The following is a 24153-nucleotide window of genomic DNA, read 5'->3' as shown; positions in this document are numbered from 1 at the left end:
ATTTATTCATCTAATTTATAGGAGGAGAATTGTTGAAATTAAGTAAAGTAATTCTTATTACTTTTTTAAGTATGTCTTTGTCCGCTTGTAATATAGCTCCAATTACTGTAGTTACAAATTCTGTTTCATCATTTGGTTGTCCAGACGCAGAAATTGAATGGATTGATATGGTTATGATTAATGACATCAAGTATATGCATCATTTTCCTGAGCCGTCTGATGAAGAAGTGACCTTATCTATCGAAACAGGTAATAAACTTGGTGAGGTTACCTATAAGTGGCAGGTAGTGCATGTAGTAATCATAAGATGACAAACGGCGATGCGACCTACGCGGAGAAAGAGTCACCAATTTACGAGATAAAGGGAATTCCAGCATCTTTAGCGGTGCAAGTAAATGACAGGGTATTTGTAGTGGAAACCAATAAAAAAGCAAAAATGGCGGGAGAACTCTACCCGTTAGTAGGGTTGGTCAGCAAAATATATATTGAAAGTACAGAGGATGGAAGAAGAATTCACGAGTTCAGTCCGGAGTCGGTTCAACAGTTTATTGATACATGGAATACATTAACACTAGAAGATGTTGAATCTATAGAAAGGGATGGTTCTAGAGTCTTTTTGCAAATCGAGTTACACAATGGCATTCATTTTAGACAAGTTTACTGGCGTGAACCCAATACCTTTAGCAATGGTGCGATAGGCACGATCAAAATGAAAGAAATTATCGATTATGAATTATCCACTATCGAATAAAACTTAAAAAGGCTTCGAAAATTTACGAACAGTAAAATTTTCGAAGCTTTTTCATTTTACTAGCCTGTCATTTTTTCACCCAAGAACTTTGTAACTTATATGTAACTCCTATTTTGTACAGTTAAAACGAAGCATGAGAGCGCTTACAAAATAATTGGGAGGTTAAAAACATTGAAAAAATGGATTCTATTTCTAACGCTATTATCGGTTGTATTTTTTAGTGCAGCTTGTAGTGATGAGGCTGCTGAAACTAATGAGGAGTCAGGTGGAACTACTCCGGTTTCAGGCGAGGTGCAGGAAGGCGAGACTATTAAAATTGGTGTACTTGCTTCGTTGACTGGAGCACTTGAGTCGTACGGGAAGCAAACTAGAAACGGTTTTGAACTTGGTTTAGAGTATGCGACCGGCGGGACAATGGAGATAGCTGGCAAGAAAATTGAGGTTGTTTACGAGGATACAGAGACTAAACCTGAGGTTGCTGTTCAAAAAGCCACGAAGCTTTTGGAAGAGGATGAAGTAGACTTCTTAGTTGGTTCCTCTAGTTCTGGGGATACGTTAGCTGTACTGCCACTTGCAGAGGAATATGAAAAAATTATGATCGTAGAACCTGCTGTAGCTGATAGTATCACGGGTTCTGAATTTAATCCATATATATTCCGTACGGCTCGTAATTCTTCTCAGGATGCAGTGGCAGGAGCAGCAGCGATTGCTAAAGAAGGAGTGAAGATAGCGACCTTCGCACCAGATTATTCCTTCGGCTGGGATGGAGTCACAGCGTTTAAAGCAGCAGCTGAAAAGCTGGGGGCAGAAATCGTATTAGAGGAATACGCTGACCCTGCTGCAACAGATTTCACATCTAATCTACAAAAGGTAATTCAAGCAAAACCAGATTATCTTTTCGTCGTTTGGGCTGGTGCTAACTCACCTTGGAACCAAATCGCTGACTTAAAGTTACAGGATAAAGGGATAAAAATCTCTACTGGTGCACCAGATATCCCTGCTCTTTCTATTATGGAGCCGTTAATTGGTATGGAGGGTTTCTCGGTTTATTATCACACATTACCAGACAATGAAATTAATGATTGGTTAGTTGAGGAGCATAAAAAACGTTTCAATGGAGATGTCCCTGATCTTTTCACTCCTGGTGGTATGTCAGCAGCCATTGCTATTGTAGAAGCATTAAAAAAATCTGAGGGTAATACAGATGCCAACGAGCTCATTAAGTTGATGGAAGGTATGTCATTTGAAACTGCAAAAGGAAAAATGACGTTCCGTGCGGAAGATCATCAGGCACTTCAATCTTTATATTCTATTAAGCTAGAAAAACAGGATGGCGTCCCATACCCCGTTCCTGTTCTGATTCGAGAATTGTCACCAGAAGAAACGGAGCCACCAATTATAAACAAGAAGTAACGATATTAAAAAATTGAAGAAACTGACTGCCTAATAGGATTAGGAATGAAACTAACCTTGTTATAGATCTTTTCTAAAGCAAGGTTAGTGTTTAAGAGAGGAGTCAATTCGAATGGAACCTATATTAAGAACGGAAAACCTGACGATTAAATTTGGAGGTCAAATTGCAGTAGATCATGTGAATTTTGTTATGCCAGAAAAGCATTTCAAATCCATTATTGGGCCAAACGGAGCTGGAAAGACAACTTTTTTTAATTTAATTAGTGGTGAATTGAAGCCAACAGAAGGAGATGTATTTTATAAAGGTCAATCTTTGGCTAAGTATTCTTCTATCGAGAGGACGCGACAAGGCTTAGGTAGATCCTTTCAAATTACAAATGTATTCCCAAATCTAACTGTCATGGAAAATGTAAGGCTTGCGGTGCAATCGAAACAAAAAGTCCGTTATCAAATGCTTCGTCATTTTAGTAGCTACCATAAATTTCAGGAAGAGGCAGAACAGCTGCTGGAGATGGTTTTGCTGTCTAAAAAAGCATATGCCTTTGCTAATGAGCTTTCTCATGGGGAAAAAAGAAAATTAGAAATTGCCATGCTTCTTGCTTTAGATACAGAGGTGCTGCTGTTGGATGAGCCGACCGCCGGTATGTCTTTAGAGGAGGTTCCAGCAATATTAGATGTGATCAAGCAGATTAAACAAAAGGGAGACAAAACCATTTTGTTGATTGAACATAAGATGGATATGATTTTGGACCTCTCCGACTCTATTATGGTTTTGTTCAATGGAAGGCTGCTTGCAGATGGTAGCCCTGATGAAATCATGAACAATGAAACCGTTCAAAATGCATATTTGGGAGGTTTATACGATGAGCACCTTGCTTAAATTAGAGAACGTTCACACTTATATTGGTCAATATCACATTTTGCAGGGAGTCTCTTTTGAAGCGAGGGAAGGAGAAGTGAGTGTACTGCTTGGTAGAAATGGAGCTGGGAAAACGACCACTTTAAAAACGATTATGGGCCTTACCCCCGCCTCCAAAGGAATCATAAAATACGATGACTCATCAATTGCCTCGCACGCTACTCATCAGATTGCCTCAAGTGGTATCGGCTATGTACCCGAGGATCAAGGTATATTCGGAGCATTAACCGTTGAGGAAAATTTAAAAGTAGCCATGAGAAAGGAGGATGATGCAGCAAAAGAAAGGCAGGAATATGTCCTAGAGCTATTCCCAGATCTTAAAAAGTATTGGAAGAAGGATGGGGGGCATTTATCCGGAGGACAAAAACAAATGCTTTCGATGGCTAGGGCTTTCGTTAATGAAAGTAAACTTCTCTTAATAGACGAACCTTCAAAAGGTCTTGCACCGGTCGTTATTGAAAAGGTGATGGAAGCAATAATAGAGATGAAGAAGCAGACTACTATTATCCTGGTAGAACAAAATTTTATGATGGCAAGTAAAATTGGGGATACATACACACTAATCGATGATGGAGAAACTGTTCAATCAGGACAAATGAGTGAGCTAATCCAAGATGAAGAATTGAAGAGAAAATACCTCGGTATCGGGTAAAGGAGGAAGCTATATGGAGTTGATCATTAATTTATTGATAAACGGATTGGCAACTGGCATGTTGATATTTTTATTGGCAGCTGGATTAACCTTAATATTTGGGTTAATGGATGTCTTAAACTTTGCGCATGGAGGCTTATTTGCCTGGGGTGCTTTTTCTGGAGTATGGTTTTACAGTTTGACCGATAGCTTTACCTTAGCTCTGATAGGAGCTGTTTTAACTGGAGCTTTATTGGGATTTATAACAGAAAAGCTAATTATCACACCTGTTTACGGAAACCATGTACAGCAAATATTAATTACTCTAGGTTTCATGATTGTTCTTTCTGAAATGCTGAAGGTCGTTTTCGGACCAAACCAAATTCCAGCAAAAGTACCTCCTCTGTTAGCTGGAAGCTGGGAGGTTGGGGATGTCATCATTATTAAATATCGTTTATTTATCATCACCATTGGATTCATCGTGTTTGGTATTTTCCAATTCATTTTAAAACGAACAAAAATCGGTCTAACTGTACGCGCTGGTGTGATGAACAAGGAAATGGTGCAGGCGTTAGGAATAAATATAAAAAAGGTTTTTTTATATGTTTTTATGACAGGTGCAGCACTTGCAGCATTAGGTGGTGCTTTGATGGCACCATATTCAGGTGTGGTATACGCTGAAATGGGCATGGAGTATGCAATATTAGCCTTCATAGTAGTGGTCATTGGAGGGATGGGTAGCTTTCCAGGATCATTAATGGCAGCTATTTTAGTAGGTTTGTCAGGGAGCTTCATGGCGTATTATGTTCCTGCTCTATCACTTGCGGTAAATATGCTGCTAATGGCAGTCGTATTAATCTTCCGTCCGCAAGGTTTGTTTACTGCGAAAGGATGATACAAGGATGAAGTTAAAATCTACATTTCAAGTTAAACATGGCGTATTGTTGCTAATTATCGCTGCATTTACCATATTTCCATTTGTCTCAGATTCTAGAACATGGACTATTCTGCTGACTCAAATATTCATCTTTTCCATATTAGCGATGAGCTATGATATTCTGCTCGGTTATACAGGAATTGTATCCTTTGGTCATGCTATGTTCTTCGGTATGGGAGCATATTCCACGGCTATTATGTTAAACCACTTTGAGTCAACAGTCGGAATATTTATACTATCAATTGCTGTAGGGATGGTTATTGCAGGGGTTATTAGCTTTTTAGTTGGATTGTTAACGCTACGTCTAAAAAGCCATTTCTTTGCCATGCTTACAATGGCGGTATCCGGACTATTTCTTGTCCTTGCAGAAAAGTGGAGAACTCTTACCTATGGAAATGATGGCTTTACATTTAGAGCTCCTGAAATTTTTAGAGATCGCATGGTGTTCTATCTATTGGTTTTGGGGTGCCTCGTCCTAGTTTATCTATTCCTAAGAAGATTTGTTAATTCTCCTCTAGGTAAAGTGTTGATTGGAGTTAGAGAAAACGAGCAAAGAACAAAGTCACTTGGATACAACACGCTCTATTATAAGGTAATCGCTTCAGTAGTTGCCGGAGTAATTGCCAGTCTAGCAGGATCGTTATATGCGATATCGTTACGCTTTGTCAATACCAGTGTACTGACGATGGATATCACACTTGATGCATTATTAATGACAATTATAGGCGGTGTGGGCACACTTATTGGTCCTATTATAGGAGCAGGAGTTATTGAATTAGCACAGCATTATCTTTCTGGGCTAGCTAAGGAACATCCGATTTTTGAAAGATGGATCATATTCTTCGGTATTATTTATATTCTCGCCGTTATTTTCTTCCCTAGAGGCATAGTTGGAACCATTCAATATGCTTTCTGGAAACGGAAAAACAAAAAAAGTAATGTGGAAGTGGCTACTAAAAGGAGGGAGTTAGCAAAATGACGATAGGGATTGTCAGTACTGGAATATATATTCCAACAGATGTAATGACTGCTGAAGAAATCGCTTTCCGTTCCAAACTCCCTATTGAAGTAGTCAAAAACAAAATGGGTATTTCAAAAAAGCCAATTCCAGGGAAAGATGATCATACAGTTGCAATGGGAATATGGGCAGCGGAGAAAGCATTGCAAAAAGGAAATGTGGATCCCAAATCTATCGATCTAATAATCTATATTGGGGAAGAGCACAAGGAATATCCCCTTTGGACAGCTGCCATTAAGATTCAAGAAGAGCTTGGCGCCTTTCACGCGTGGGGTTTTGATGTGGCGCTTCGTTGTGGAACAACTATTATGGCAATGAAAGTTGCAAAGAGCATGATGCTCGCTGACCCTTCTATCCAAACAGTTTTGCTTGCGGGAGGTTATAGAAACAGTGACTTTATTGACTATACAAATGATCGGACGCGATTCATGTTCAACCTAGGTGCAGGTGGAGCAGCAATGATTTTAAAAAGAGATTACGAGAAAAATACTGTTTTGGAGACGGATATAATCACGGACGGCTCTTTTTCAGAGGATGTATTGGTGCCTGTTGGAGGAACTAAGCAACCTTTATCACCTGAGCATTTGGAGAATGGTTTGTATCGATTAGATGTAATGGATCCCGAGGGTATGAAGGCAAGGCTAGAACAAAAATCGATGGACAATTTTTTAAAGGTTGTTAGGAATGCGCTTTTGAAAAGCGGATACAGTGACATGGATATCGATTATCTTGCCATCCTTCACATGAAAAGGTCTGCACATGATTATGTCCTAGGTGAGCTGGGTTTGAATACGGAACAATCAATTTATTTAAGTGATTATGGGCACGTCGGACAGATGGATCAAATTATATCATTGGAATTAGCTGAAAAATCAGGGAAAATAAAAAGTGGAGATATTGTCGTTCTAGTAAGTGCTGGCATTGGCTACGCATGGGGAGCAATAGTTATTAAATGGGGAATGGAAGGGAGAAACATATGATCATGACATTACAAAAAGTAACATTGGCAAATGGGGAGTCAATTACTTATAGGGAAAGAGCAGGGGGTAACCGGATCCTCGTACTTGTTCATGGCAATATGACGTCATCAAAGCATTGGGATCTACTAATGGATGCTTTGGATGATTCATTTACTGTAATTGCTTTGGATATGAGAGGTTTTGGAGGCTCTACTTATCATACACGAGTAAATGGGATAAAGGATTTTTCAAATGATTTAAAAGGTTTTGTTGACCACCTTTCCCTTAAGAAGTTTGACTTGATTGGCTGGTCTACTGGGGGCGCAGAATGTATGCAGTTTGTTGCTGATTTTCCTGGATATTGTGAAAAGCTGGTTCTATTGGCGTCAGCATCCACAAGAGGATATCCATTCTTCGGTACGAATGCAGATGGCACACCTAACTATAATGAAAGGCTACAAACGATTGAGCAAATCGAGGAAGACCCATCAAAAACGAAGGCGATGCAAGGATTGTATGATACAAAAAACAAAGAGGGCTTAAGGGCTGTATGGAATGCTGCAATCTATACACAAAGTAAACCGAATGAGCAATTATATGAAGAATATCTAGACGATATGCTGACACAACGAAATTTAGCTGATGTGTATCACAGCTTAAATATATTTAATATTGGTAAAGAGCATAATGGAGCCGCAAAAGGAACAAACCAGGCTAAGGATATAACTATACCAGTTCTTGTTCTTCGTGGAGATCGAGATTATGTAGTATCAGAGCAAATGACACAAGAAATCGTTGCAGATTTGGGTGACAATGCTACATACATCCTTTTAGTTAACTGTGGCCATTCTCCCTTAATTGATGATTTGGAGCAATTGCTAAGTGCTGTCGAACCATTTTTAAAGGGGGAAAATTAATTATGAGACTTCAAGATAAAGTAGCAATTATTACTGGAGCCGCTAACGGTATTGGATCCGCGGCTGTTCAACGGTTTGTTGAAGAAGGAGCAAAAGTAGTTTTGGCTGATTTCGATCAACAGGCAGGCACATCTCTAGAAAATGAATTAAGAGAACAAGGTTATTCGGCATTCTTTATCCAAGTGGATGTGGCAGATCGTAAAAGTGTTGATGCAATGGTGGAACAAACGATTGAACGGTTTGGAGAGATTCATATTTTGATAAATAATGCAGGGATCACTCGTGATGCCATGCTAACTAAAATGACAGAAGAAGATTTTAGTAGAGTGTTAGATGTAAATCTAAAGGGCGTATTCAATTGCACGCAGGCTGTTGTTCCACACATGGTAGCAAATCAGTATGGAAAAATTATTAATACTTCCTCCGTTAGTGGAGTTTATGGAAACGTAGGTCAGACCAATTACGCTGCTTCAAAGGCTGCGGTGGTAGGAATGACGAAGACATGGGCAAAAGAACTAGGTAGAAAAGGCCTCAATGTGAATGCAGTAGCCCCCGGGTTCACTTTAACGAAAATGGTAGCGAAAATGCCTGAGAAAATTATTGAACAGATGCAGTCTGTTGTGGCTCTCCAACGTTTAGCAGAACCACGCGATATTGCAAATGCATATTTGTTTTTAGCCTGCGATGAATCTAGTTATGTTCACGGGCATGTACTACAAGTAGATGGCGGTATCATGATGTAAGGAAAGGGCGTTGCCAAGATGTTATCTGAACAAGCATGGATTTATAAAAGGGCTATCCTCTCTCCAACTAAGAAGGCTTTAATAGATAGTAGTAGCGGCAAGGAATGGACCTATGAAACATTATGGGAACAAGTTAGTGGATGGGCGAACTATTTTGAGCAACAAGGATATAAAGCTGGGGAGAGAATCGTGGTTCTTTCTCATAATAGAATAGAACTATTTGCATTATTGTTCGCCTGTGGTTTGAAAGGACTTATCTATGTGCCGTTAAATTACCGGTTAAGCACCAAAGAATTACAATATATACTAGACGATTGTTCGCCGGTGGCCGTCATTTACGATGACGAGCATAGATACTTAAGTGCATTTTTCCCTACCTTTAATACAATTATTTTGTCGAGTATAACACTCTCCAATAATAGTGACTTCCATCTGAACACGGATTGGAAACCGGATGATCCTTGGCTCATTATTTATACAGGCGGGACAACTGGAAGTCCTAAGGGAGCAGTACTATCCTTTGACAATGTCAATTGGAATGCGATTAATACAATCATCAGCTGGGGATTAAACGAAGAGGACTGTACATTAAACTATATGCCTATGTTTCATACTGGAGGACTAAACGCATTATGCATACCTATTTTAATGGCGGGGGGTACCGTGGTCACAGGCAACAAGTTCCAAGCAGAGGAAGCTTTAAAATACTTGGACTCCTACAAGACTACTCTGTCTTTGTTTGTGCCGACGATGTATCAAGCAATGTTAGAAACAGAGTATATCAATAAGTCGCTGTTCCCTACAGTTAAGTGTTTCTTATCAGGTGGAGCGCCTTGTCCTCACACAATCTATAATAAGTTTGAAGAGATTGGAATTTTGTTTAAAGAAGGCTACGGTTTGACGGAGGCAGGACCAAACAACTTCTTTGTCCGTCCTGAAAAAGCTATGCTTAAAAAGGGGACGGTAGGCAAGTGTATGCAATTCAATGAAGTAAAAGTAATAAATGAAAAAGGAGAACCTTGTCAAGCAAATGAAGTAGGTGAGCTATACGTTTCAGGGAGACACGTTTTTAAGCATTATTGGAATAATGATGGAGAAACAGAAAATACATTTGAGGGAAAATGGTTAAAAACTGGAGACCTTGCAATCTTTGACGAGGATGGTGATTTCTTTATAGTGGGTCGTAAAAAGGAGATCATTATTTCAGGAGGAGAGAATATTTATCCTTTAGAGATCGAGCAACGCCTTGCAGAGCATCCAAATGTAAAGGAAGCAGCTGTACTTGGGTTAGAGGATGTAAAATGGGGAGAGTGTGTGACTGCATTTATTTCTTATGCTAATTCAGCTGTGTCAGAGCAGGAGCTAATCGATTATTGTAAAGTTACACTAGGAAGCTATAAGGTTCCTAAGAAGATTTATTTTCTAGAAGAATTGCCGAGGACAGATGTAGGTAAAATTAATAAGAAACTATTAAAAGAGATGGCTTTAAAAGCTGTGGAGTAACACTTTCCAGCTTTTTTTGCTATCTTTTTGTATAATAGAGGTTGAGGTGACTAAGAAATGTTTATAAGTGATAAAGAAATTGAAGTACGATACGCAGAGACCGATCAAATGGGAGTAGTGTATCATGCAAACTATTTAGTTTGGTTAGAGATGGGACGAACTCAGCTTATACAAGATTTGGGTTTCTCTTATGCAGGTTTAGAAAAGGATGGATACTTATCACCAGTAACCAATGTAAATATTAATTATAAAACACCGGTAAAGTACGGGGATAAAGTAAAAGTACGAACATGGATTGAAAAGCATGGAAGACTAAGAACAACCTATGGTTATGAAATTGTACATACAGATGGCACATTGTCTTCTACGGCAACAACGGAGCATGTCATCGTTCGAAAAGAAGATTTTAGACCAGTATCACTTGCGAAGATAGATGCAGCTTGGGATAATAAATATAAAGAAATCGTGAAGGAATCTTAACTGTGGCTTTTGGTATTAATAGAGATGAGCTAAAAAATTGGAAACAGTCAGTGGAAAACAAGGAAATCGCTTTTCTTACTCACTATTGGTTGGATGAACGCTTTCCAGGATGCAAAACGGTTACTAAGGTTGGATGTAGCGATATTAATAAGCTCATCGAATGGGGAAAGCAGTATGACTTAAAGGAAGAATGGATTGACTATAAGGAAGGTTACCCCCATTTCGATCTTTTTGGTAAATATGAACATGAGATTATGAAAAAAGAGAATTTGTTGGAGCAGCTAGAAAGGTTTCGTTAAGAAAAATAATCTCTTTTGAATATGTAATCGTATAAAAAAGGTCACCAGAAAAAGGTGACCTTTTTTTACGTATTACTTGTTCTACACATTTTGGTTAACTTTTTTATTGAGGAGACCATTGATCAGGAGGATGCCAGCCATTAATGAAAAGAAAGCAATCACGTAGTTTAGAATATTTTTCTCAATCTCCAGTACGTTTAGAAGATATAGAAAAATAATGCTCCAGACGATGAAAAGAGTTATTTTCGTAATGACCACCACCTGGCTCTCATTTAATTCTTTTTTATGGACATTTTCATTTAGTTGGATGCTCTCTCGTCTTTTAAAATACTTGACGTAATTCAATCTGACCTTCGCCATATCCTTGAGGGTCAGGCATTTGCATCGCCCACTCAACCGCTTCTTCTTTGGACTCCACTTCAATCAGTATAAATCCTGCAATTAGATCTTGTGTTTCCGTAAATGGACCCTCCGAAACAACTGGCTTTTCTCCAGGGATAGGGAATGAAAGACGAATCCCATTGGAACTTGGATGTAGTCCCTTCGCCATAACCCTTACGCCTGCCTTAACTAAATCCTCATTGAATTTTGTCATGGCTTCCATAAGCTCAGGGCTTGGGAGATTTCCAGCTTCAGAATTCTTTGAGGCTTTAACGATTAACATAAATAGCATGATAAATTCCTCCCACTTTTTAGAAAAGTCATATTCCAAACAATTAAATATTAGTGAAAACTATAATATCTCAAATTGTACTATAATTCTAATTTTACCACAATAAGGATTATTGTTGGTTTTTAGAAAATCAGCAGGGTAGTCAGTATAAAAATTAAAATGCCTAAAAAACTTACAATGGAATGTCTAATATCAGCTCTTTTTTTCAATGGCTATGTAAAAGGTAAAGATTGATAAAAATACACATAAAAGATGAGCTAGGATATCTTCTCCTGGCTCATTTTACTTTGAGATTGTTCTTTGCTAACACAACCCGTTAGATGACTAAGTATCTTCATCATATATAGTCTATATAATACTCCATCCATATGATAAAATTTACCAGAAAAGGAGGCTGCATTATGATTTCATTTTCATACAAAGCAATGGGCTTTGTTTTCCTATTTTTATTAGGATTTATTTATTCATGTTTGCGAATTGGACAACTGACGGGAGAAGTATCCGAAGCAGTAACCACACATATACTTTTCAAATTACTTTTTTCTATCTTTTTTATAATAAGTTTAATTATATTTATTTATGGGTGGAAGAAGGATAAGTAAATATATGCCTTAAAATATTTAACACAATAATGCTCCTTCCTCCTTAAACTAAATTTTCGACGTTAGTTTAAGTGTAACATTCTAAACAAAACCATCGCACGAATATCAATCCAAGCCATTTACATAGCCTTTTCAATAAAAAAGGCAGTAACGCTTTGAAAACGTTACTGCCTTTGGCTATCTAGCTTTTTTTATATGAGTATTCAAGCTCGTTTGATTGGTCATTAAAGGATACATAAAGGTCATGCCCAGTGAAATACCATTCATCTCTCTCCTCTATAAAGAACATGATATCTTCATGTAAGAGAGTCACAGATGGTTCGAATGGAGTATCCTTTGTCACACCTAATGAGAAAGCCTCTTGTATCGGACTTGAGCCTCCATATCGAGCATAGAAACGAATTTTGTCTCCTTTTTCTGCTTCCATTTCCTCGCGGAACCATTTTAAAGCATCATCAGAGATATTGATTTTCATGCGAACCACCAAGCTTTCTTTAAATTTTACGATATTTTTCATGGGTTTAGTCTAAAGCTTTTCAATAGGTTCCGCAAAGAATTTGTTTAACTCTTTAGCTGCAGGATGCTTCAATTCAATAGTTAAATCCATTTGACCTTTGGCTCAGTTCCATTTTTAATGCGCTCTATATTCGAACGATGACGATAGAAAATAAAGATAGCAAGTAAAAATACGATTACGATTAGTGGCCAATCTTCTTTGACCGTAAAATAGTAAACAATAGAGTAGATGAGTGCAATGATCGCTAAACACATAGAGGTTAGAGATACCATTTTTGTTATTTTTAATATAATAAAAAATCCTACAACTAAGATTACAAATATCGGCCAGTTATAGCCTAATAGGATCCCGCCTGATGTAGCCACTGCTTTTCCACCTTTAAACCCAGCGAACACAGGATAAATATGTCCAATGACAGCAACTACACCTAAAATAAGAGGATGCACGTTTGTTGAAGCAAAAAATGGAAGCAAACCTAACAAAGTGGCTGCTGTCCCTTTAAGAATGTCCATAATTGTTACGGCCAACCCAGCCTTTTTACCGAGCGTTCGGAAAGTGTTAGTTCCACCTAGATTGCCACTACCATGCTCACGAATATCAATGTTATAAAATAGCTTTCCAACCCATAGACCAGATGGGATTGACCCGATTAAATAAGCAAGCAAAAGTAAAATGAGTATTGTCATAGTGTGCTCCTTCTATATCTATCTATTAATAATATAATAACTTTCTTATTTTACCATGTAGATGAGTTGTTATTCAATGACAAGTAATGCAGTTCTAAAGGATAGTTCTAGCATAATCTATGCCAGATTATCCTGCAAAGTAAGCACAAACACGATTATTAAAAATTTTTAAATGGGTTCCTACTGAAAAAATCCAAGTTTATACGATATACTTAATATACAACTGTTCTTTTAACAACTGGATTAAAACATTGTTTAAAAGTAAAGAAGGAATTAACTAGGTGAATAGAGAATGCAAGAAAAGGGTAGATTGCATTCTAATTGAACTTTCACTACAATTGAAGTCTGGCCTGTCCTTCAGCGCTATTGACATAATGACAATCTGTTTGTAGGCTTAAATAGAAAGAAGAACAAACGTTTTGTTTTTTTGGAGGGAACGAATTGAGTAAAAACAATAATTTAACAAGCTATGGCGATGATGATATTCAGGTGCTTGAGGGCTTGGAGGCTGTAAGAAAAAGACCGGGAATGTATATTGGATCAACAGATTCTAGAGGTCTTCACCATTTGGTCTATGAAATAGTAGATAATGCGGTGGATGAAAGCCTTGCTGGATTCGGTGAACATATTATAGTTACAATCCACTCAGACCAAAGTATAACTGTAAGAGATTTTGGACGAGGTATGCCAACTGGTATGCATAAAACAGGCGTTCCTACTGCGGAAGTAATATTCACTGTACTACACGCAGGTGGTAAGTTTGGACAAGGCGGCTATAAAACTAGTGGAGGTCTACATGGTGTAGGTGCCTCTGTTGTTAATGCTCTCTCATCATATGTGGATGTAGTTATTCATAGAGATGGAAAAAAGTTTGCACAACGCTTTGAAAATGGTGGAAAAGTAGTCGAATCACTAAACCAAATAGGGACTACAAAAGAAACAGGAACATCCGTTCATTTCTTACCTGATAGCAAAATCTTCTCCACTACTAAATTTAACTATGAAACACTTTGCGAAAGACTTAGAGAATCAGCTTTCCTCTTAAAAGGATTAAAAATCGAATTATTTGATGAACGTACTGAAGCCCATGATGTGTTCTATTATGAAACAGGCATAGAAGCTTTCGTCGCCTATTTAAATGAAGAGAAAGATGTACTACATCCTGTTTTTTATATGGAAGGTAGTCATGAAGAAATTGAAGTAGAGTTTTCTTTCCAATTTAATGACGGTTACTCGGAAACCATCTTATCCTTTGTAAATAATGTTAGAACAAGAGATGGCGGTACACATGAAACAGGTGCTAAATCAGCATTAACACGTGTATTCAATGATTATGCCCGAAAAACAGGATTATTAAAGGAAAAAGATAAAAACTTAGATGGCTCGGACATTCGAGAAGGAATCTCCGCTATCGTATCTCTTAGAATTCCCGAGAATCTATTGCAGTTCGAGGGGCAAACAAAAGGGAAATTGGGTACTAGTGAAGCAAGAAGTGCGGTAGATTCTGTTGTGTCTGAAAAGCTACAATACATCCTCGAAGAAAACTCCGAGTTATCCGCCTCTTTAATCCGAAAAGGGATTCGTGCTCAGCATGCTCGAGAAGCAGCAAGAAAAGCGCGTGAAGATGCTCGTAATGGAAAAAAACGAAAACCATCCGAGTTATTATCAGGTAAACTTACTCCTGCTCAATCTAGAAATGCGAAGAAAAATGAGCTATATCTAGTAGAGGGTGACTCTGCTGGTGGTTCTGCTAAGCAAGGTAGAGATCGAACGTTCCAAGCAATCCTACCGCTTAGAGGAAAAGTTATTAATACAGAGAAGGCTAAGCTAACTGACATCATGAAAAATATTGAAATTGCTACGATTATCCATGCAATTGGTGGTGGGGTTGGAGCAGATTTCAAGATAGAAGATATTGCATACGACAAAATCGTCATTATGACAGATGCCGATACCGATGGAGCACATATACAAGTATTATTACTTACGTTCTTCTATCGATATATGAAGCCATTGATTGAAAACGGCAACATCTATATTGCCATGCCTCCTTTATACAAGGTATATAGAGGGATGGGTAAAAAAGAAGTCTCCGAATATGCTTGGACTGAAAAAGAGCTTAATGCTGCCATGGAGAGAATCGGAAAAGGTGTTATGCTTCAACGTTATAAAGGTCTTGGAGAGATGAATGCCGATCAATTATGGGATACAACTATGAATCCTGAGACGCGAACTTTAATACGCGTGACGATTGAAGATGGGGCACGTGCCGAGAGACATATCACAACATTAATGGGGGATAAAGTAGAACCTCGAAGAAAATGGATAGAAGCCAATGTTAACTTTAGTTTAGATGATGATTCAAACATCTTAGAAAATGAAAGAATTCACACGGAGGATGAATTAGTATGACACAAACCGAAAGATATCAAAATTTACCGTTAGAAGAAGTAATAGGTGATCGGTTTGGACGTTATAGTAAATACATCATTCAAGACCGCGCTTTACCTGATGCTCGCGATGGACTAAAGCCAGTTCAACGTCGTATTTTATTTGCAATGCTTCAAGAAGGAAATACAAATGACAAAGCCTTCCGTAAATCAGCTAAAACGGTTGGAGTAGTAATAGGTAACTATCATCCTCATGGTGACTCCTCTGTCTATGAGGCAATGGTTCGTATGAGTCAGGATTGGAAACTACGCCATATGCTAGTCGAAATGCATGGGAATAACGGTTCAGTTGACGGGGATCCACCTGCTGCTATGCGTTATACTGAAGCAAGACTTTCCTCCATCTCACATGAGCTATTAAGAGATATTAACAAAAATACGGTGGATTATATTCCTAACTTCGATGATTCGGATATGGAGCCTATGGTTCTTCCTGCTCGTTTTCCTAATTTACTAGTAAACGGTGCAACTGGAATTTCCGCAGGATATGCGACAGATATACCTCCACATGCTCTACATGAGGCACTTGATGCAGTTTTAATGCGCATGGAGAATCCAGCATGTACTGTGGACGAACTCATGACCGTTATTAAAGGGCCAGATTTTCCAACAGGTGGGATTATCCAAGGCGTAGAGGGGATTAAAAAAGCTTATGAAACGGGCAAAGGCAAAATCGTTGTTCGCTCTAAGGCTGAAATTGAAACCATCAAAGGCGGTAAAGAACAAATCGTCATAACTGAAATTCCATATGAAATCAATAAGGCTAATCTAGTCAAAAAAATTGACGAGCAACGATTAGACAAACGTTTAGATGGAATTGCAGATGTTCGAGATGAATCAGACCGAACTGGATTGCGTATTGTAATAGAGATGAAAAAAGAAATTGATGCTCATGGTATATTACAATACTTATTTAAAAATACAGATTTACAAATCACCTATAATTTTAATATGATCGCCATTCATAATCGAAGACCAACTATGATGACATTGCCTTTATTACTTGATGCATATATCAATCATCAAAAAGAGGTTGTTACTCGTAGAACAATTCATGATCTGAATAAAGCTCAAGAGCGCCTCCATATTGTCTCAGGTTTGATGAAAGCCTTATCTATTTTAGATGAAGTTATTAAGACGATACGTGCTTCTAAGGATAAAAAAGATGCCAAAAACAATCTGATTAAATCCTTTGACTTTTCTGAGGCACAGGCGGAGGCAATCGTTTCCTTGCAGCTATATCGTTTAACTAATACAGATATAACGGAGCTACAAGAGGAAGAGAAAAAATTAAATCTGCTAATCACGAGTTTAGAAAACATACTTGCGAAGGAATCTGTTTTGATGAAAACCATCAAGAAAGAACTACAGGTTGTTCGTAAGCAGTTTGCTGAACAACGTAAATCAGTTATCGAAAATGAAATCGAAGAGATAAAGGTTACTTTAGATGTGCTTATACCATCTGAAGAGGTTATCGTTACGGTTACAAAGGATGGCTACATTAAACGAACAGGCATGAGATCCTTTAACGCATCCAGTGGACAGGACTTTGCTATAAAAGAGTCTGATTATCTTCTTTATCAGGAGTCCATCAATACGCAGCATCACCTGCTATTGTTCACTTCTAAAGGAAATTACATTTATCAGCCGGTGCATGAATTACCTGATATTCGCTGGAAGGATCTTGGACAGCACATATCTAGCATTGTTCCTCTTGATACAAATGAGACCATTATCAATGTTATTGGAATTGAATCATTTGATTTAGACTTATGTGTTTTAACTGCAACAAAAGAAGGTCAGATCAAACGATCACTTCTTTCGGATTATGTAGTGCAACGCTATGCTAGACCTATAAAAACGATTAAACTCAAGTCAACGGATGAGGTTATATTAGCTCAGCTAGTAGCGCCATCAGATGAAATACTTATGACAACGCATTTAAGTTATTCTGTTCGCTTCTCTTTAGACGAAGTGCCAATAACAGGAGTAAAAACTAGTGGCGTTAAAGGGATCAATCTTAAAGAGGATGATTATGTCGTAAGTGTAAACGTAATATCACAACAAAGTACGGAAGACATTATGCTGATCACTCAGCGTGGTTCCATTAAACGAATGCACCTTTCTGAAGTCGAGCCAGGAGCTCGGGCAAAAAGAGGACTTGTGACACTTAGAGAATTAAAAACTAACCCGCATCGCGTGTTTGCAGTTGTTCTAGCTAACAAGTCAGAAGGCTTAGTAGTAGAAACGGTAAAAGGACATCAGGAAACGATTGAAGTGAATAGCTTCCGTCCGACAGATCGTTATTCTAATGGCTCATTTGTGATAGATACAGAGAAGGATGGGCAACTTCTAAGAGCTTGGAAGAAGCCAGTAGAACAAGAATCCTAAAAGAGGGAAAAAGGATATGTGGAGAAATAGAAACGTTTGGATTGTTCTAATAGGGGAATTAGTTGCTGGCTTAGGACTTTGGAGCGGTATAATAGGAAACCTGGAATTTATGCAGGAAAAGGTCCCCTCTGATTTCCATAAGTCCTTGCTGCTTGCTAGTGGTTTACTTGCAGGAATTCTTGTAGGCCCGCTAGCAGGGAGAATCATCGACCAGTCCAATAAAAAAAAGGTATTAATCCTTTCTGGTATCGGTCGACTATTTAGTGTGTTATTTATGTTTGTTGCTATTGCTACAGGATCCATTTGGTGGATGTTATTATTTCTAATAAGTCTGCAGGTATTCGCGTCCTTTTACTTTCCAGCTTTACAGGCTACTCTGCCGTTAATTGTTAAGGATGAGGATTTACTTCAGTTAAATGGTTGGCATATGAATGTTTCCACTATTGCTAGAGTAGCAGGTACTGCAATTGGAGGTCTTGCATTAGTTTACTGGCCCATCCAATCTCTGTATATTATTTCAATGATTGCTTATGCAGGTATTCTTGCATTTACTTTTATGCTCCGAATCGACGAAACTGCTAAAGAAAAAATACTAGTGAGTAATGGACCTAGAAGAGATGGTTTTAAAGAGGTTTTTCCTATGCTTAAAGGGAATATGCCTGTCATGCTTACACTACTCCTAACCTTAATACCTGTTTTATTTTTAGGTTCCTTTAACTTGATCGTCATTAATATTAGTGAGATTCAAGATTCATCTTCTATAAAGGGAGTCATTTATGCAGTCGAGGGTGTAGCCTTCATGATTGGTACCCTTGCTATTAAGTATATTGGGAAAAGATATAGCACTAAATCTATTCTCTTCACTTTCGTATTTGTCATTGGTCTTGCTGAGATATCTATGTATTTTGTTGCAAACCCAATATTAACACTAGTAAGCTTTGCTTTGTTTGGTTTCTCTATTGGCTGTTTTTATCCAACAGCATTAACCATTTTCCAAAAGCAAGTTCCGAAAGAGTATCATGGTCGATTCTTCTCTTTTCGAAATATGCTGGACCGAATTTCGTTCCAAATTGTTTTGTTATCGACAGGTGCCATGTTAGATTTAATTGGTCTTCCGTACATGATGGTCATATTCGGTGTATTTAGTATAGGATTAACAACTATTTTTCTTTTGCAAATTCAAAAAAGAAAGCTATCGTTTCAGATACCAACTGCATGAACATAATAAAAAGCATTTCCATCGGGGTATAAACCTTGTTGGAAATGCTTTTTATGTTTGTTATGAAGGTGATGCAATTTTTCCTTTTTAGTCTTAGTTTTTCTAACATGAGTGCTGAATTCAATGTCATTTCTCAGCGATGATACATCTTTTCCAGTTGTTCTTAGCTGATGAAGTCTTTTTTTCTTGGCATGTGATTTAGTCATATGAATCTCTCCCTTTATAATAGTTTACATCTTCCATATTAGAGAGATTGATTGTAAAATTCAATCTTTATCGTAATTCTATAGAATGTGGTATAAGTAATAGAGAGCACTATATTTATTTAAGCATACATACTACTTTGGAGGTCAAACTTATGAAAAAAATATTAAGCTTAATTGCGATCTGTTTATTTCTATTTGGAGGGAAAGCTTTTGCTCATACAGGTTTAGAAAGCTCAAATCCTTCGGATGGCAGTACAATCACAGATCCAATAGAAGAAATAACACTTACTTTTTTAACTAAGATAGAACAAACTAGTTCTTTTAAGATAAAAGGAACAAATAATAAAGAGATTCCGGTAAAAGACATTGTTGTGGTCGATGATCTAATGACTGGAACAGTAGAAGGTATGGATAATGGAGAGTATACACTAACATGGAATATCATAGGTGCTGATGGACATCCGATTCAAGGAGACCTATCATTTACCGTAAATCTTCCTGTTGTTGAAAATCCAGTGGAGGTAACTGAAGAAGCTGAGACTGATGTTGAAGAAACTGCTCCTATCGTAGAGACAAACGAGGTGGGAAGTGACTCATCCTCCAACGGTTTCTTTATATGGATGATTATCGGTTTAGTAATTGTTTTAGCGGCTAGTTTTTGGGTGATAAATGGGCGAAATAAAAAATGATGGTGCTTTTATCAACCATTAGCGAAGCCTTTCTATATGCCTGCTTTGCATTGTTAATGGGGAGCTTTATATTTTCACTCATCCCAGAAGATCTAAAGCCAACGATTGTAGTTTCTAAAAAGGCAAAGTTAATGGCAGTTGCTGGTATAGCAGTATTTTCCTTTATGCCAGTATTCAATATAATGATTTATTTGCTAGAGGAATACAGTTTTCTCTATGTATTAGAATCAGTATTATTGACGTTTGAAATAGGTAAGGCTTGGATCGTAATGATTGTGATCACCATTTTTCTAGCAGTCTTTATTTGTTTATTTGACGATAAAAATTCACCTACCTATCCTATTTTGGGGATTGGATTACTGCTTGGGATGGTCGCAGCAATGAGCTGGACTACACACTCACACTCTGTCTATGGTATACAAGGCTTTATCACGCATTTTATCCATTTTGGGACTGTGACTGTTTGGATAGGCGTATTAACAATGGTAGCTTGGTTTTCTAATAATAAAGAGAATTGGATTTCCTTTTTAAGCTGGTTCCATACAATGGCTGTTTTTTGCTTTGCGATTATCTTTGTGACTGGTCTAACTTTAATGTCATACTCGATGACTATCACGGAATATCCGAATTCATGGATGCAGCCCTATGGTCAAAGCCTTCTGATCAAACATTTACTTATCCTTCCCTTGATAGGCTATGCTTTTATTAATGGATTTTTGATGAAAAGAAAGCTACGTGTAAAAGTTGATATGGACCCGCGTCCTTGGACTCGGTTAGAATCTGTTATAGTATTATTCATCTTTGCAGCAACAGGTGCTATGAGCCAGCAGGAGCCACCACACAACAATGTGTTGCTAAGTAATGAAACACTTTTACAAGCCTTCGGTATCTTCCCGTCTAGTGAAGGCTCTTTAGTTCCTTTAACAGTGGAGCTTGTGGCAAATTACAAAGGTATTTCTTTTGGTATTCTAGCTATGGCCTTTTTAGCTATTAGCATCTATTCCTTTATCAAAAAAATGCCACCAATATTTTCATTTATTATGAGTATCTTATTAGTCCTATGTGCGTTATTTGCCATCTCATTTAGCGTAATAGCGTATTAACTAAAAAAGCACTTCTTACAAGGAATTTTTCCTTTGAAGAAGTGTTTTTTTTATTATATTTATATATAAACTCATATTTACTTGTCGTATAATATGAGAAAACATGGAGAAATGAAGGGATTAGGCATGATTCATAAAGAGATAGCTATCAGGAAACTGATGGAGAACGATTGGGAAAAGGTGCGTGCGATTTTTATAGAGGGTATTCAAACAGGATACGCAACCTTTCAAACGGAGGCTCCTACATGGGAGGAATGGGATGCTAGCCATACAGCAAATTGCAGACATGTAGCGGTGTTGGAGGATCAAGTCGTAGGTTGGGTTGCCCTTAGCCCAATTTCAAGTCGAGAGGCCTTTTCTGGAGTTGCTGAAGTAAGCATTTATATATCTGGTTCAGCGACAGGCATGGGGATTGGCGGAAAGCTATTAAAGCATCTGATTGAAGAAAGTGAAGAACAAGGATTTTGGACAATTCAATCCATGATCTTCCCAGAAAATGAAGGAAGTATTCACTTACATAAAAAATATGGGTTTGAAACAGTCGGTACGCGAAAACAAATGGGTAAGCTTAACGGTATCTGGAGAGACGTCGTATTATTAGAAAGAAGAAGCTCTACATTAGGAAAGGATTAAAGTTTATATATGGAAGAGTTATGAGATATAATAGATATTAAATAGATTAGTAATCTCATGGGTGGTTGGCACAATGATCCCTTATGTCACGGCAAAGCGAGACAGGAGGGAGGTGCTGCCTTTTTGACTGTATTTGAATCCCTTGTAATTATGATTAGCTTCGGTTCGCTAATTATTGCTTTAATTACTTTGGCACTTTCAATGACACAAAAAAAGTAACCCACCTGTGAGTTAGCGCTCGGATGGGTTACTTTGCCTTAAGAGCCAATCCCCATTGAAGGGAACTAGTCTATTTTGCCGCTCGGATGCTACCAACATCTAAGCGGTTTTTATTGTTTAGGAAATTCTAAACATATGGACCGATAAAATCGATGTCTAGCTCCATCGCCTTGCCCCTCGGGGTCAAATGGTTAAAAACTCTTGGCTGAAAAGCTGCCTCCTCGCTTTTCTCCATTTGCCTGTCGGGGCAGGAATAGGCGATTGCGCTTTTCTTATTTTATACATTTCTTAACACGAGTATACCAATATTATATGCTAGTATCAATTTAAAGGGAGTGGTGAGATGAATATTAAGCTGGCTGAAAGAAGTGATCTCGTTTCCATTGTAAATATCCTAGACAAAACGACACTGAAGCTATTAAGGAAAGGAATTGAGCAATGGTCTTATCCATGGCCATCATCAATCGTGGAAGAGGAAATAAATAAAGGCTTAGTCTTTAAGATGGAGCTAGATAATGAGATATTGGGAACTTTTATGATAAAGCCTATCCATCGACTAAATAGCCTTCATATTAACCCAAACAGTCTATATGTTGGAAGAATTGCTATTATACCTGAATACCAAGGTAAAAACCTTGGTGCCTCCATTATTAACTTTTGCCGTTCTTTTTCTAAGGAACACAAAAAAGATATGTATTTAGACTGTTGGGCCGGAAATAACAAGCTTAAGTCATTTTATATGAGCTGTGACCTAGATTATTTAGGAGATTTTCCTGAGGATGGTTATCATATAAGTATATTTCAATTTTAAGAGATGTATTTATTTAGGAGGTGGTTTGTTTAAGGAACTTGTTACATAAAGCATCACACAAATATGCTACAACTACACCTAATGTATATCTCCATAGATCTTCGATTAAAAATCCTCTTCCAAGTATTAAAGCCCCGAGTGTATTTCCTCGAATACTATTCATCCACTGACCTTGATATAACTGACTAAACTCAATTCCAAAACAAAAAAATAAACTGATGTAGAAGGAAATATGAGGCTTTTTAGTAACGAAAATAAATCGTGTCCCAAAGTACACCATGGCCGCCCAAAGTGCGTCCCCCGCATTATCGGCTACGATTTCAATAAGCATGTAATCATATTTTCTTGAAGCTAGTCCAAATACGATCATGAGCAAAGTAAGTATCAAATACGTGATGCGAAAATGAATAATTGGCTTCAAAGTATACACTCCTAAAAAACGAGTAATAAATATGGTAATTCCTAAATTTTTCGACAAATTAATAGTTTATTTATATTTACATAGTATAATTAAAATTGTATTTATCTGAATAAAGAGTTAAATAAAAGATTACTTGAAGAGAAGGAGTGTGAAAAACTATGGAAAGAATATTATTTAACCTAGCAAGTGCTCCCAGAAGAATTATAGCATTTTTAGTGGATAGCTTACTCTTTTTATTACTGACTATTATCGTTTCATACATTGTCAAAGGTGATTTTGATAGAACTTTTATAGACAGCAAATATTGGGACGCGATCTTTGCATTATATTTAACGATTCTCCCAGTCGTTTGGATCGGCTATACCGCTAGCAAGAAAATGTTCAACATTAAAATAGTTCGTGTAGATGGTGAACTGGTAACCTTCAAAAATATGCTATTAAGAGAACTAGTCGGCAGATACTTATTGGGGGTTGTAAGTTTTGGTATAACTAACATTGTAAGCTTTTTTATGATTATATTTCGCAAAGACAAGCGAGCTATACACGATTTAATAGGTGGGACAATAGTAGTTCCAAGTAATAAGAAAAAAATGCATTATTCATCTGAAGAGGAATTATTAACTGGTGAGAGAGAAACTATACGTCTTTAGATTATGAATTTCTTATTGTCTTAGCATACATACTGAGAAATGGTGGGGAGTAGATGAGCGAGCGATTTGATTTGAGTTTTAAAAACAAGGAAGTTAGGATGTGGTTTTATATTATATTGCCGACAGTTGTCGCATGTAGTATAGCCTTATTAATTATTAATCCTTATTACGCTTACATTCCACAAGTGATAATTTTTGTTGCCTGGATCATCTATTACTTATGGAGATTTTTTCATAGACGTCATAGAGATCAACGTGATCCTAATATAGACGGTCATTAATACATTAAATATTAAGTTGTGCTCTGAAATGG

29 protein-coding genes are annotated in these 24153 nt (G+C 37.5%); 24 read left to right on the top strand and 5 right to left on the bottom strand.

Annotation, left to right across the window (positions count from 1 at the left end; translation table 11 throughout):
- The first annotated feature begins 32 nt into the window (after window positions 1–32).
- The 13 genes from HF876_RS06135 to HF876_RS06075 all read left to right on the top strand — a co-directional run bounded on the left by HF876_RS06135 (window position 33) and on the right by HF876_RS06075 (window position 10570).
- Window positions 33–311: a hypothetical protein gene (locus HF876_RS06135; protein WP_169359188.1), complete on the top strand. Its 279-nt coding sequence runs from the start codon at window positions 33–35 to the stop codon at window positions 309–311.
- The gene (locus HF876_RS06130) at window positions 278–751 is read left to right on the top strand and encodes a hypothetical protein (protein WP_169359187.1); all 474 of its coding nucleotides are present in this window, start codon (window positions 278–280) and stop codon (window positions 749–751) included. The genes HF876_RS06135 and HF876_RS06130 overlap by 34 nt, the downstream gene beginning before the upstream one ends.
- Before the next feature lie 171 nt (window positions 752–922).
- Window positions 923–2164, top strand: coding sequence for a substrate-binding domain-containing protein (locus HF876_RS06125; protein WP_205964022.1), 1242 nt, complete (start codon window positions 923–925; stop codon window positions 2162–2164).
- Between the two features lie 112 nt (window positions 2165–2276).
- Entirely contained in the window at window positions 2277–3044 is a 768-nt protein-coding gene (locus HF876_RS06120; RefSeq protein ID WP_169359186.1) for an ABC transporter ATP-binding protein, read from the top strand.
- Complete coding sequence (locus HF876_RS06115; RefSeq protein ID WP_169359185.1) at window positions 3028–3735, top strand: ABC transporter ATP-binding protein; 708 nt, start codon at window positions 3028–3030, stop codon at window positions 3733–3735. Before HF876_RS06120 ends, HF876_RS06115 begins: the two co-directional genes overlap by 17 nt.
- Window positions 3736–3748: 13 nt before the next feature.
- Entirely contained in the window at window positions 3749–4609 is an 861-nt protein-coding gene (locus HF876_RS06110) for a branched-chain amino acid ABC transporter permease (RefSeq protein ID WP_169359184.1), read from the top strand.
- 7 nt (window positions 4610–4616) lie between these two features.
- Window positions 4617–5630 (top strand): branched-chain amino acid ABC transporter permease, encoded by a 1014-nt coding sequence (locus HF876_RS06105; RefSeq protein ID WP_169359183.1) that lies wholly within the window; start codon window positions 4617–4619, stop codon window positions 5628–5630.
- Complete coding sequence (locus tag HF876_RS06100; protein WP_169359182.1) at window positions 5627–6649, top strand: 3-oxoacyl-ACP synthase; 1023 nt, start codon at window positions 5627–5629, stop codon at window positions 6647–6649. Before HF876_RS06105 ends, HF876_RS06100 begins: the two co-directional genes overlap by 4 nt.
- A gap of 2 nt (window positions 6650–6651) precedes the next feature.
- Complete coding sequence (gene phaZ, locus HF876_RS06095) at window positions 6652–7545, top strand: intracellular short-chain-length polyhydroxyalkanoate depolymerase (RefSeq protein WP_205964021.1); 894 nt, start codon at window positions 6652–6654, stop codon at window positions 7543–7545.
- Window positions 7546–7547: 2 nt separating this feature from the next.
- On the top strand, window positions 7548–8288 hold the full coding sequence (fabG, locus tag HF876_RS06090) for a 3-oxoacyl-ACP reductase FabG (protein ID WP_169359180.1): 741 nt from the start codon (window positions 7548–7550) through the stop codon (window positions 8286–8288).
- An 18-nt stretch (window positions 8289–8306) separates the two neighbouring features.
- The gene (locus HF876_RS06085) at window positions 8307–9791 is read left to right on the top strand and encodes a class I adenylate-forming enzyme family protein (protein ID WP_169359179.1); all 1485 of its coding nucleotides are present in this window, start codon (window positions 8307–8309) and stop codon (window positions 9789–9791) included.
- Window positions 9792–9848: 57 nt separating this feature from the next.
- Window positions 9849–10271, top strand: a complete 423-nt coding sequence (locus tag HF876_RS06080) for an acyl-CoA thioesterase (RefSeq protein WP_169359178.1) — start codon at window positions 9849–9851, stop codon at window positions 10269–10271.
- Window positions 10272–10273: 2 nt separating this feature from the next.
- Window positions 10274–10570 carry a hypothetical protein gene (locus HF876_RS06075; protein WP_169359177.1) on the top strand — a complete coding sequence of 99 codons (297 nt, stop codon included), beginning with the start codon at window positions 10274–10276 and terminating at the stop codon, window positions 10568–10570.
- Window positions 10571–10892: 322 nt separating this feature from the next.
- Here the strand turns inward: HF876_RS06075 and HF876_RS06070 are convergent, their stop codons facing one another.
- Window positions 10893–11243 carry a YciI family protein gene (locus HF876_RS06070; RefSeq protein WP_169359176.1) on the bottom strand — a complete coding sequence of 117 codons (351 nt, stop codon included), beginning with the start codon at window positions 11241–11243 and terminating at the stop codon, window positions 10893–10895.
- Between the two features lie 401 nt (window positions 11244–11644).
- On the opposite strand from HF876_RS06070, the gene HF876_RS06065 reads away from it, so the two are divergent.
- The gene (locus HF876_RS06065; RefSeq protein ID WP_169359175.1) at window positions 11645–11845 is read left to right on the top strand and encodes a hypothetical protein; all 201 of its coding nucleotides are present in this window, start codon (window positions 11645–11647) and stop codon (window positions 11843–11845) included.
- 181 nt (window positions 11846–12026) lie between these two features.
- Here HF876_RS06065 and HF876_RS06060 read toward each other — a convergent pair whose 3' ends face one another.
- Window positions 12027–12320: a HesB/YadR/YfhF family protein gene (locus HF876_RS06060; protein ID WP_169359174.1), complete on the bottom strand. Its 294-nt coding sequence runs from the start codon at window positions 12318–12320 to the stop codon at window positions 12027–12029.
- 122 nt (window positions 12321–12442) lie between these two features.
- Window positions 12443–13048, bottom strand: a complete 606-nt coding sequence (gene plsY / locus HF876_RS06055) for a glycerol-3-phosphate 1-O-acyltransferase PlsY (RefSeq protein ID WP_169359173.1) — start codon at window positions 13046–13048, stop codon at window positions 12443–12445.
- A 441-nt stretch (window positions 13049–13489) separates the two neighbouring features.
- Here plsY and parE point away from each other — a divergent pair, with 441 nt between their 5' ends.
- From parE to HF876_RS06040, 3 genes are read left to right on the top strand one after another with little or no spacing between them, the layout of a single operon-like run.
- Window positions 13490–15460, top strand: coding sequence for a DNA topoisomerase IV subunit B (gene parE / locus HF876_RS06050; RefSeq protein ID WP_169359172.1), 1971 nt, complete (start codon window positions 13490–13492; stop codon window positions 15458–15460).
- Window positions 15457–17889: a DNA topoisomerase IV subunit A gene (gene parC, locus HF876_RS06045; RefSeq protein WP_169359171.1), complete on the top strand. Its 2433-nt coding sequence runs from the start codon at window positions 15457–15459 to the stop codon at window positions 17887–17889. Before parE ends, parC begins: the two co-directional genes overlap by 4 nt.
- 16 nt (window positions 17890–17905) lie before the next feature.
- Window positions 17906–19108: an MFS transporter gene (locus HF876_RS06040; RefSeq protein ID WP_169359170.1), complete on the top strand. Its 1203-nt coding sequence runs from the start codon at window positions 17906–17908 to the stop codon at window positions 19106–19108.
- Here HF876_RS06040 and HF876_RS06035 read toward each other — a convergent pair.
- Window positions 19090–19314, bottom strand: a complete 225-nt coding sequence (locus HF876_RS06035; RefSeq protein ID WP_169359169.1) for a hypothetical protein — start codon at window positions 19312–19314, stop codon at window positions 19090–19092. The two genes, HF876_RS06040 and HF876_RS06035, sit on opposite strands and share 19 nt — an antisense overlap.
- A gap of 152 nt (window positions 19315–19466) precedes the next feature.
- Between HF876_RS06035 and HF876_RS06030 the strand changes: the two genes are divergently transcribed.
- From HF876_RS06030 to HF876_RS06015, 5 genes are all read left to right on the top strand, one after another.
- Complete coding sequence (locus HF876_RS06030; RefSeq protein ID WP_169359168.1) at window positions 19467–20003, top strand: copper resistance CopC family protein; 537 nt, start codon at window positions 19467–19469, stop codon at window positions 20001–20003.
- Window positions 20000–21106 carry a copper resistance D family protein gene (locus tag HF876_RS06025; protein WP_169359167.1) on the top strand — a complete coding sequence of 369 codons (1107 nt, stop codon included), beginning with the start codon at window positions 20000–20002 and terminating at the stop codon, window positions 21104–21106. The genes HF876_RS06030 and HF876_RS06025 overlap by 4 nt, the downstream gene beginning before the upstream one ends.
- Before the next feature lie 126 nt (window positions 21107–21232).
- Window positions 21233–21739 carry a GNAT family N-acetyltransferase gene (locus tag HF876_RS06020; protein ID WP_240949677.1) on the top strand — a complete coding sequence of 169 codons (507 nt, stop codon included), beginning with the start codon at window positions 21233–21235 and terminating at the stop codon, window positions 21737–21739.
- A gap of 57 nt (window positions 21740–21796) precedes the next feature.
- On the top strand, window positions 21797–21958 hold the full coding sequence (locus HF876_RS19350) for a putative holin-like toxin (RefSeq protein WP_353056452.1): 162 nt from the start codon (window positions 21797–21799) through the stop codon (window positions 21956–21958).
- A 343-nt stretch (window positions 21959–22301) separates the two neighbouring features.
- A complete protein-coding gene (locus HF876_RS06015) occupies window positions 22302–22769 on the top strand; it encodes a GNAT family N-acetyltransferase (RefSeq protein ID WP_169359165.1) in 468 nt (155 codons plus the stop codon).
- Between the two features lie 13 nt (window positions 22770–22782).
- Here HF876_RS06015 and HF876_RS06010 read toward each other — a convergent pair whose 3' ends face one another.
- Window positions 22783–23190, bottom strand: coding sequence for a ribosomal maturation YjgA family protein (locus tag HF876_RS06010; RefSeq protein ID WP_240949675.1), 408 nt, complete (start codon window positions 23188–23190; stop codon window positions 22783–22785).
- Window positions 23191–23348: 158 nt separating this feature from the next.
- On the opposite strand from HF876_RS06010, the gene HF876_RS06005 reads away from it, so the two are divergent.
- Together HF876_RS06005 and HF876_RS06000 are read left to right on the top strand one after the other, a co-directional pair.
- Window positions 23349–23840, top strand: coding sequence for an RDD family protein (locus HF876_RS06005; RefSeq protein WP_169359164.1), 492 nt, complete (start codon window positions 23349–23351; stop codon window positions 23838–23840).
- 53 nt (window positions 23841–23893) lie between these two features.
- Window positions 23894–24121 (top strand): hypothetical protein, encoded by a 228-nt coding sequence (locus HF876_RS06000; protein WP_169359163.1) that lies wholly within the window; start codon window positions 23894–23896, stop codon window positions 24119–24121.
- Window positions 24122–24153: the final 32 nt, after the last annotated feature.

The organism is Psychrobacillus sp. BL-248-WT-3, from assembly GCF_012843435.1.
GTDB lineage: Bacteria > Bacillota > Bacilli > Bacillales_A > Planococcaceae > Psychrobacillus.
The sequence above is the reverse complement of the archived record's forward strand: the minus strand, read 5'-3'. Positions and strand labels throughout refer to the sequence as shown.

Bases quoted from the DNA above. Each gene is read 5' to 3' on its own strand.
- plsY (WP_169359173.1), bottom strand. From the start codon at position 13,048: ATGACAATACTCATTTTACTTTTGCTTGCTTATTTAATCGGGTCAATC.
- HF876_RS06030 (WP_169359168.1), top strand. From the start codon at position 19,467: ATGAAAAAAATATTAAGCTTAATTGCGATCTGTTTATTTCTATTTGGA.
- HF876_RS06115 (WP_169359185.1), top strand. From the start codon at position 3,028: ATGAGCACCTTGCTTAAATTAGAGAACGTTCACACTTATATTGGTCAA.
- HF876_RS06020 (WP_240949677.1), top strand. From the start codon at position 21,233: ATGATTCATAAAGAGATAGCTATCAGGAAACTGATGGAGAACGATTGG.
- HF876_RS06120 (WP_169359186.1), top strand. From the start codon at position 2,277: ATGGAACCTATATTAAGAACGGAAAACCTGACGATTAAATTTGGAGGT.
- HF876_RS06015 (WP_169359165.1), top strand. From the start codon at position 22,302: ATGAATATTAAGCTGGCTGAAAGAAGTGATCTCGTTTCCATTGTAAAT.
- HF876_RS06070 (WP_169359176.1), bottom strand. From the start codon at position 11,243: ATGCTATTTATGTTAATCGTTAAAGCCTCAAAGAATTCTGAAGCTGGA.
- HF876_RS06005 (WP_169359164.1), top strand. From the start codon at position 23,349: ATGGAAAGAATATTATTTAACCTAGCAAGTGCTCCCAGAAGAATTATA.
- HF876_RS06100 (WP_169359182.1), top strand. From the start codon at position 5,627: ATGACGATAGGGATTGTCAGTACTGGAATATATATTCCAACAGATGTA.
- HF876_RS06000 (WP_169359163.1), top strand. From the start codon at position 23,894: ATGAGCGAGCGATTTGATTTGAGTTTTAAAAACAAGGAAGTTAGGATG.
- HF876_RS06065 (WP_169359175.1), top strand. From the start codon at position 11,645: ATGATTTCATTTTCATACAAAGCAATGGGCTTTGTTTTCCTATTTTTA.
- HF876_RS06080 (WP_169359178.1), top strand. From the start codon at position 9,849: ATGTTTATAAGTGATAAAGAAATTGAAGTACGATACGCAGAGACCGAT.
- HF876_RS06060 (WP_169359174.1), bottom strand. From the start codon at position 12,320: ATGAAAATCAATATCTCTGATGATGCTTTAAAATGGTTCCGCGAGGAA.
- HF876_RS06105 (WP_169359183.1), top strand. From the start codon at position 4,617: ATGAAGTTAAAATCTACATTTCAAGTTAAACATGGCGTATTGTTGCTA.
- parC (WP_169359171.1), top strand. From the start codon at position 15,457: ATGACACAAACCGAAAGATATCAAAATTTACCGTTAGAAGAAGTAATA.
- HF876_RS06025 (WP_169359167.1), top strand. From the start codon at position 20,000: ATGATGGTGCTTTTATCAACCATTAGCGAAGCCTTTCTATATGCCTGC.
- HF876_RS06110 (WP_169359184.1), top strand. From the start codon at position 3,749: ATGGAGTTGATCATTAATTTATTGATAAACGGATTGGCAACTGGCATG.
- HF876_RS06035 (WP_169359169.1), bottom strand. From the start codon at position 19,314: ATGACTAAATCACATGCCAAGAAAAAAAGACTTCATCAGCTAAGAACA.
- HF876_RS19350 (WP_353056452.1), top strand. From the start codon at position 21,797: ATGGGTGGTTGGCACAATGATCCCTTATGTCACGGCAAAGCGAGACAG.
- fabG (WP_169359180.1), top strand. From the start codon at position 7,548: ATGAGACTTCAAGATAAAGTAGCAATTATTACTGGAGCCGCTAACGGT.
- HF876_RS06085 (WP_169359179.1), top strand. From the start codon at position 8,307: ATGTTATCTGAACAAGCATGGATTTATAAAAGGGCTATCCTCTCTCCA.
- HF876_RS06040 (WP_169359170.1), top strand. From the start codon at position 17,906: ATGTGGAGAAATAGAAACGTTTGGATTGTTCTAATAGGGGAATTAGTT.
- phaZ (WP_205964021.1), top strand. From the start codon at position 6,652: ATGACATTACAAAAAGTAACATTGGCAAATGGGGAGTCAATTACTTAT.